Source organism: Curtobacterium ammoniigenes NBRC 101786, from assembly GCF_001571045.1.
GTDB classification, from domain to species: domain Bacteria; phylum Actinomycetota; class Actinomycetes; order Actinomycetales; family Microbacteriaceae; genus Curtobacterium; species Curtobacterium ammoniigenes.
In genome coordinates this window covers 442,518-448,533 of sequence record NZ_BCSV01000003.1, presented here as the reverse complement: position 1 = coordinate 448,533, position 6,016 = coordinate 442,518, and the positions used below count along the sequence as shown (strand labels likewise).

8 protein-coding genes are annotated in these 6,016 nt (G+C 66.3%); 5 read left to right on the top strand and 3 right to left on the bottom strand.

Translation table 11 applies throughout. The annotated features are described in order from the left end of the window. Window positions 1-879 (bottom strand): IS21 family transposase (istA, locus tag CAM01S_RS09080; RefSeq protein ID WP_245631594.1); only part of this gene is annotated, 879 nt, incomplete at its 3' end. Window positions 880-1,438: 559 nt separating this feature from the next. Here istA and CAM01S_RS09075 point away from each other — a divergent pair. The 3 genes from CAM01S_RS09075 (at window position 1,439) to CAM01S_RS09065 (ending at window position 3,374) form a co-directional block, all read left to right on the top strand. Further along, on the top strand, window positions 1,439-2,092 hold the full coding sequence (locus CAM01S_RS09075) for an alpha/beta hydrolase (protein WP_066519863.1): 654 nt from the start codon (window positions 1,439-1,441) through the stop codon (window positions 2,090-2,092). A 129-nt stretch (window positions 2,093-2,221) separates the two neighbouring features. Then, on the top strand, window positions 2,222-2,695 hold the full coding sequence (locus CAM01S_RS09070; RefSeq protein ID WP_066519861.1) for a MaoC family dehydratase: 474 nt from the start codon (window positions 2,222-2,224) through the stop codon (window positions 2,693-2,695). A 76-nt stretch (window positions 2,696-2,771) separates the two neighbouring features. Then, the gene (locus CAM01S_RS09065) at window positions 2,772-3,374 is read left to right on the top strand and encodes a GNAT family N-acetyltransferase (protein WP_083527891.1); all 603 of its coding nucleotides are present in this window, start codon (window positions 2,772-2,774) and stop codon (window positions 3,372-3,374) included. On the opposite strand, the gene CAM01S_RS09060 is transcribed toward CAM01S_RS09065, so the two are convergent. Then, window positions 3,354-3,824 (bottom strand): GNAT family N-acetyltransferase, encoded by a 471-nt coding sequence (locus CAM01S_RS09060; protein ID WP_066519855.1) that lies wholly within the window; start codon window positions 3,822-3,824, stop codon window positions 3,354-3,356. The two genes, CAM01S_RS09065 and CAM01S_RS09060, sit on opposite strands and share 21 nt — an antisense overlap. A 46-nt stretch (window positions 3,825-3,870) precedes the next feature. Beyond that, a complete protein-coding gene (locus CAM01S_RS09055; protein WP_066519854.1) occupies window positions 3,871-4,137 on the bottom strand; it encodes a hypothetical protein in 267 nt (88 codons plus the stop codon). Between the two features lie 54 nt (window positions 4,138-4,191). Here CAM01S_RS09055 and CAM01S_RS09050 point away from each other — a divergent pair, with 54 nt between their 5' ends. Both CAM01S_RS09050 and CAM01S_RS09045 read left to right on the top strand, forming a co-directional pair. After that, window positions 4,192-4,770 carry a type IV toxin-antitoxin system AbiEi family antitoxin domain-containing protein gene (locus CAM01S_RS09050; RefSeq protein ID WP_245631588.1) on the top strand — a complete coding sequence of 193 codons (579 nt, stop codon included), beginning with the start codon at window positions 4,192-4,194 and terminating at the stop codon, window positions 4,768-4,770. Next, window positions 4,767-5,660: a nucleotidyl transferase AbiEii/AbiGii toxin family protein gene (locus tag CAM01S_RS09045; RefSeq protein ID WP_245631587.1), complete on the top strand. Its 894-nt coding sequence runs from the start codon at window positions 4,767-4,769 to the stop codon at window positions 5,658-5,660. The genes CAM01S_RS09050 and CAM01S_RS09045 overlap by 4 nt, the downstream gene beginning before the upstream one ends. The last annotated feature ends 356 nt before the right edge of the window (window positions 5,661-6,016 follow it).

Sequence of the window (6,016 nt, the reverse complement as noted above, 5' to 3'; positions counted from 1 at the left end):
CCCGAGGAGCGGCGCCACCGGCGGGACAGGCAGCATCCGCTCCCGGTCCGTGTCGAGCAGGTCGACCGGGCGGGCATGCAGGCTCCGGACGGTTCTCCGGTTCGCGACCGGCAGCCAGTCCCACAGCTGCGCGTTGAAGTCGCCCGGAGAGCCGAAGGACCGGCCGGGCAGGAACGAGGTCTCCAGGAACCCGTTCGCGCGTTCCACGACGCCCTTGGTCTCCGGATCGAACGGCTTCGCCTGCACCAGCTTCGTCGCGAGGGTCCCAGTGAACGCGGCGACCCCATCGGCGAGGCGTCCGTGCCTACCGATGCCAGCCTCGTTGTCCCAGAGCAGCCGCTTCGGGATCGCGCCGACCTGCTCGGACAGCAGCGACCACATGCCCGCGAGCAGGTCCGGCGTCGTCCGGGACGGCAGCATCCTGGCGGTGATCAGCCGCGAGTACGACGCCACGACCACCAGCACCGGCGGCGACCCCGCCAGCCCGGCGCCGAGCGGGATCCGAGCCGGCGGGAACCACAGATCGCACTGCGCCTGATCGCCCGGCGCATGCTCCAGCCGATCCGCGGGATCCCTCGGCGCATACTCCGGCCGCAGCACGGCGATCCGCTTCCGGAACCACGACGCCGACCCCACCCAACCGACGCGTTCCGCGATCACCGTCGCGGGCATCGTGGGGAACGACGTCAGCAGCGCACGGACCCTCGGCTCGAACACGTCGAACGCGGACGGGCCCGACGGACGCGAATACTCCGGCGGTCCCTCCGACCCTAGGGCTCTGGCGACGGTCTTCCGCGCCACACCCAACCGGTCAGCGATCGCTCGCTGCGACAGTCCCTCCGCCACATGAAGATGACGGATCTCCGCCCACTCCTGCACGTTGATCACCCAGCCAATCTCGGCCTCAGGTGGTCCCCTTTTCAACGAGCGCTACTGGCAACCTTTTCGAAGAGCGTCGACACGGCCACGGAAGCCTTTTTCGACAATCCGGCCTCGAACGCCGTCTCCCGTGCCGCCGGGTACCACAAGAACGGCGTGACTTGGGCGGCGCGTCGCGGAAAACCCGGCCTGATGCAGCGATGGCGGCTCACACGAAAGGGATGGATCGGCCAACGGCGGCACGACATCGAGTTGTTCGGCATAACCGAATGCAAAGAGACCCTCAGGCTCAGCTAGCGACAGTCCCGTTCTCCGCGTCGGGCCGAGCACTCACGCCCCCCGCTCACGGATCCGCCATCGGGGCTGCGGCTGTCCTGGTCATAGTTCCTATGCTCGGAGGGTGGGCATGGTTACGAATCAGCGGCTCGCGGCGCTCATCGGGGGTCTGGTGGCGGTGTTCGCGGGTGTCGGCGTGGCCGTCGCGGTTGCACTCGGCGTCGTCAGCTCCTAGCCGAATTCCGCGCGGGGCCGTGCCCGCGGTATTGGCTACCCTCGGGTCATGCGTCTCTACGTCCACGGTGCCGGCCGTACCGGCGCTGACGCGTGGCCAAGCGCCGCCCGTCAGGACGCGGTGTTCGCGGAGCTGGACACCACGACCGAGGCCGCTGAGCAAGCGATCGCCCTATCCCGCATTCCGGTTACCGCCCCGGTCGCAGTCGTCGCGCATTCCTTCGGCGCTATCCCGGTAATGATTGCGTTGCAAGACGGTCGCGTGCGCGTGGACGACCTTGTGCTGGTGGAGCCGGCGCTGTATGACATCGCGCGCGGGAATCCAGCGATCGAGCGTCACATCGCGATCATGTCCAAAGCGAGAGAGTATGCCCGCGACGGTGACCTTGTCGCGTACTGGCGCATCGTTCGGCCCCTCATGTTCGGCGGCCCGTTTGAGCCGGAGAAGTGGAACACCGAACAGGCGATGGCTCGCCGGTTTTCCCACCTGACACCGCCGTGGGGTCACGACATCGATCCCGAGGTCATCACGCCCATACACACGCTTGTTCTCACGGGTGGGTGGAACGCGGAGTACGAAGCGATCGCCTCCATCCTCACCGACCACGGCGCAACACACGTCCGGCTTGAAGGAAATAAGCATCGAGTCCAAGACCACCCCGACTTCGAACCGGTCGTCGCAAAGTTCACCACTGCCCGCTGATCCGATCGGTTAACGAGACGGCCGAGTGCAGGCAACGGCCGCCGTGCTCGATATCGAACAAGCCGTCTGCGTCGTTGTTGTGACTGCCGTTGCGCTGGTGACCACGACCGGACGGTCAGGGTAGGCGTCATGAAGGATTTCCAACGGCCCGTCGACGATCGCTTCTTCGAGGACTACGTACCCGGCATCGATGTTCAGTACGGGTCGGAGCCGGTCCGTCAGGACGATCTGCTCCGATTCGCCACAGAGTTTGACCCGCAGATGATCCACACTGATCCGGCGCGGGCCGTCGACGGTCCGTTCGGTGGTCTCATCGCCTCGGGGTGGCACACAGCGGCGTTGATGATGCGCATCCTCGCGACATCGTTCCTGAACGATGCGGCCAGTTTGGCGTCTCCCGGCGTTGACGAGCTGCGCTGGCTTCGGCCAGTTCGTCCGGGCGATGTTCTCTCGGCGCGCTTTGAGGTGCTGGAAGCGCGACGATCCCGGTCGAAGCCGGACCGAGGCATTCTCAGGACGCGGATCACCGTCACCAACGATCGAGACGAGCCCGTGATGACGCTCATCGCGATGAACATGCTCCGCTGCCGAGACCAGGGGTAGCGGCTCCTGTCCGACTTAGCCTCGTCTCGGTAGCGGATCCGTTACGGGGCAGGCAGTGTCGGGCTAGCGTCCTTTCATGATTCAGCTCAGAGTTTCTGCTGATCGCGACCGCATGCCGTCCGAGATGCAGGTCCGAGAACTGTACCGGGCGGCATCCTCGGGGCCGCCTTTGAACGAGCCCGAGGCTGTCGCGGATCTGTTCGCTCGCCTCTACGCGACCTCTTCATCGGCCGAGCATTTGCACGCGGTGAGCGCGGTCGAAGATGGCCGCTTGCTCGCTTTCGCATACGGCCACCGATGGCGATGGGACGAGCAGAGCGACCAATGGGGTACGCAACTCCGCCTTCGTCTCGGCCCTGCAGCTCGAATGCTCGAAGGGACCGTGGTGTTGTCGCTGCTCGCGCGACACCCCGACGTCGCCGGAACGGGACTGGGTGCACGAGTTCTCGACGCTTGGCTCGCTGGATTGGACGGCGAGGCCGTGTGGTTGCAGACAACGGACATCTCAACGCCGGCGCTACGCCTCTACGAGCGGTTCGGCTTCACCCCCATCGGGCACGGTCCCGACGCACCCGACGGCCAACCTGGGCTCGTCCTGCACCGCATGCCCACGACCCGAAAGCCGATCGAATATCGGGTTATAGCGGGTCGACGAGGTTCACTCGTCGATCGCTGCTGATTCCGCGGGTCGCTTGTCGTAGGTCACCCAGGGCGTGGCGGTCGCGACGGTGTCGTACAGGTGTCGCGCGGCTTCGTTGTCGGCGGCGGTGATCCACCGGACCACGTTCGCACCGCCATCGCGCGCCAGTTCGGATGCGCGTTCCAGGAGCGCCCGTGCAGCACCACGGCCGCGAGCATCGGGCGCAGTGAAAAGGTCGTCGAGGTAGAGCCCCATAGTTGCCGTCGACGGCCGCGCGAACCATCGAAGATTCGCCAGCGCGATCGGCTTGTCCCGCTCATCGACCGCAACGAGACCGACGAGACCGTGCCGACCAGCACGCACCCACTGCCACGTTTTCTCCACGGCAGCGGCGTCCTCGGGCTGCTTGTAGAAGGTGCGGTATCCGGTGTAGAGCGCTGCCCAATCAGCAGCGTCACGGTCCTCGATCGCGCGAACGTTGGTGCTCATAGCAACACCTTACGATTGCGGCGAACGGCGCCCGGTCGACGATCGGCTACCGGGCCTCGCGGCGTTCTCTGCGCGCGAGCTGCGTCAGATACAGGCGGGTCGAGTACCGGGCTGCTCTCCGAACCGAGCCGTAGCCGGTGAGCGGCCCGCCCCCAGACACGTTCACATCTCGTCCCATGAGCGTGTCGGTGACCTTCAACCGCCAGAACGGGCCGAACAGGTGTCGAGGCTGTACGTCGAATCGCTCATCGACGTCCGGAAACTGAGCACCGCCACCGTTGACGGGCGCGGTGCTGGGGTGCTGGGCGCGCATTGCTCTCCTATCTGCATACAGGTAGCATTGATCTGTAATCAGTTAGGAGGAGTCGTGGCAACGATCGAGCTCGCACCCGCATTCACCCTCGATGATGCGCGCGCGGCAGGCTTACGCAAGGACCAGGTGTATGTGCTGCTCGAACGGGGCGAGATCGAGCGGGTGGGTCGCGGCGCATTCGTGCGCCCGATCGCGGTCGACCCTGCGTTCGCCACGATTGCGGCCGCAATGGCTGTGCACTCCACCGCAACGCTGTGTCTGACGAGCGCGCTCGTGCATCACGAGCTGAGCGACGCCATCCCCTTCGCGACGGACATCGCACTACCTCGGGGAACCCGCCACCCGGCGGGGTTCGCACACGCAAGCTGGCACAGCTTCGACGCCGCGACTTTCGATATCGGCCGGGAGCAGATCGACGCAGGAGAAGGAACCCGGGTGGCGATCTACTCGGCGCAGCGGACGATCATCGACGCCTTTCGCCTCATGCACCAGGAAGGCAGCGACGTGGCCTACAAGGCGCTGCGACGCTGGCTGCGGCGTCGCGGGAACTCTCCGGCGGCTCTGCTGGCGATGGCGCGCTCGTTCCCGAAAGTACTGCCTCGGTTGCGGCTGGCGTTGGAGGTGCTCCTGTGACGCCGCCCGCGCCGATGCGAGATACTCCGGAAGGTCGCGCCTACAACGACCTTCGCAACCTGGCGAAGCGCCACGGGCGCGAGCCTTCCGAGTACTTCACGCTCTACGCGTTGGAAGGCTTCCTGACCCGTCTCGCGGCCTCACCGAACGCGGAAGACTTCGTACTCAAGGGCGGCGTGCTCATGGCGGCGTTCGCTGTTCGTCGCCCGACCCGCGACATCGACCTCGCCGCCCTCGGCTTCGCCAACGACGTCGCCGAGGTCGAACGGCGGATCCGTGGCGTGCTGGCAAGTCCGGTGGGGGATGGCCTCTCCTTCGATCTTGAATCGGTGTCGGCTGAGGAGATCCGGGAGGACGCTGCCTACAGCGGCGTGCGCGTTCGCGTGGTCGCACGACTGGTGTCGGCGGTCATCGCTCTGCACGTCGACCTGAACTTCGGCGATCCGATCTGGCCGGCGCCTACCGAAGCGGAGCTCCCACTGCTGCTCGGTGGCACGCTTCGACTCCGCGGCTATCCCGATCACATGGTGCTCGCAGAGAAGATCATGACGGCGATCGATCGGGGCGAGCAGAACACCCGCTGGCGCGATTTCGTCGACATCGCCGCCCTCACGCGAACGCGCCAGATCCCCGCTCGCGACCTGCGTGAGGCGCTCAACAGCGTCGCCGCTTACCGCGACGTCACGCTCGAACCGCTCGCGCCTCTCCTCGAGGGAATGCCAAGCGTGGCCCAGCGCAAGTGGGCGACCTGGCGGAGAAAGCAGCGGCTGACTGAATCGACGCCCGCGCAGTTCGAGGAGCTCCTCGTGGAGTGCATCGCGTTCGCCGATCCGGTGCTGGCCGGCGCGACAGCTCTGCGCTGGGATCCGGAAGCGAGGGCGTGGCGGTAGCGCGAATCGAGCGCTCCGCTCTTTGACGGCACGCGTGCCCGTCAACCCGCGCACGCGCGCTTTCACCGCCGCCAGAACGGAGATGAACGGCTACTGAGAGATCGGGAGATCGGGAGATTCCGGAGGGGCGCTATTTGTAGTCGTCGGTGGGCGCCGGAACTGGTGACCGCTTTGGTGGCGCTCCCGTCCTCGTCGGGAGCGTTTTTTGTTCCCCGGGAGAGCAGGCGCCGGGGAGCGCGAGCCTCCGGAAGCCGGAAGCTCGTAACCTGACGAACCCCACCTGGAGCCCCCGAGCGACCGCGGACAACCTCGCACCCGTAAGCTGATTGTGGTGCGCCGGGAAGTCTGGTCGGCAA